Here is a 1,168-nt window from a genome sequence, read left to right as displayed (position 1 = left end):
ATTATTATAGAAGCCCCCATGAATAAATCGCTCATCATTTTCGGCATCGTCAACATAACCTCGGACAGTTTCTCCGATGGAGGCCGGTATCTGGCGCCAGACGCAGCCATTGCGCAGGCGCGTAAGCTGATGGCCGAGGGGGCAGATGTGATCGACCTCGGTCCGGCATCCAGCAATCCCGACGCCGCGCCTGTTTCGTCCGACACAGAAATCGCGCGTATCGCGCCGGTGCTGGACGCGCTCAAGGCAGATGGCATTCCCGTCTCGCTCGACAGTTATCAACCCGCGACGCAAGCCTATGCCTTGTCGCGTGGTGTGGCCTATCTCAATGATATTCGCGGTTTTCCAGACGCTGCGTTCTATCCGCAATTGGCGAAATCATCTGCCAAACTCGTCGTTATGCATTCGGTGCAAGACGGGCAGGCAGATCGGCGCGAGGCACCCGCTGGCGACATCATGGATCACATTGCGGCGTTCTTTGACGCGCGCATCGCGGCGCTGACGGGTGCCGGTATCAAACGCAACCGCCTTGTCCTTGATCCCGGCATGGGGTTTTTTCTGGGGGCTGCTCCCGAAACCTCGCTCTCGGTGCTGGCGCGGTTCGATGAATTGCGGCTGCGCTTCGATTTGCCGGTGCTTCTGTCTGTTTCGCGCAAATCCTTTCTGCGCGCGCTCACAGGCCGTGGTCCGGGGGATGTCGGGGCCGCGACACTCGCTGCAGAGCTTGCCGCCGCCGCAGGTGGAGCTGACTTCATCCGCACACACGAGCCGCGCCCCTTGCGCGACGGGCTGGCGGTATTGGCGGCGCTGAAAGAAACCGCAAGAATTCGTTAACTGCACATTCGGGATATTTCTCTATATTCGCGGTTCAGCAGGCATGTCCCCTTTGAGGGCGACCCGACGACAGGATAATCGACCTTATGGTGCGCAAATATTTCGGCACAGACGGTATTCGTGGCAAAGCCAACGAAGGCGCGATGACGGCGGAAACCGCCTTGCGCGTCGGCATGGCGGCTGGCCGTGTCTTTCGTCGCGGTGACCACCGCCATCGTGTCGTGATCGGCAAGGATACGCGCCTGTCGGGCTATATGCTTGAACCCGCGCTCACAGCCGGTTTCACCTCGATGGGCATGGACGTATTCCTTTTTGGCCCGCTGCCGACAACGTA

Annotated in this window: 1 protein-coding gene and 1 pseudogene; both read left to right on the top strand. The window is 59.8% G+C overall.

The window, feature by feature from the left end; genetic code table 11:
* Positions 1 to 18 precede the first annotated feature (18 nt).
* Positions 19 to 834 (top strand): sulfonamide-resistant dihydropteroate synthase Sul2, encoded by an 816-nt coding sequence (gene sul2, locus FTV28_RS13470; RefSeq protein WP_001043260.1) that lies wholly within the window; start codon positions 19 to 21, stop codon positions 832 to 834.
* Positions 835 to 920: 86 nt separating this feature from the next.
* Positions 921 to 1,168, top strand: a pseudogene (gene glmM, locus FTV28_RS13465) (phosphoglucosamine mutase); the annotation flags it as partial.

Origin of the sequence: Acinetobacter sp. YH12252, assembly GCF_013417365.1 — a bacterium.
Classification (GTDB): domain Bacteria; phylum Pseudomonadota; class Gammaproteobacteria; order Pseudomonadales; family Moraxellaceae; genus Acinetobacter; species Acinetobacter towneri.
The sequence above is the reverse complement of the archived record's forward strand: the minus strand, read 5'-3'. Positions and strand labels throughout refer to the sequence as shown.

What these genes read in the sequence shown, in the direction of transcription:
- sul2 (WP_001043260.1), top strand. Translation starts at nt 19, where the DNA reads ATGAATAAATCGCTCATCATTTTCGGCATCGTCAACATAACCTCGGAC.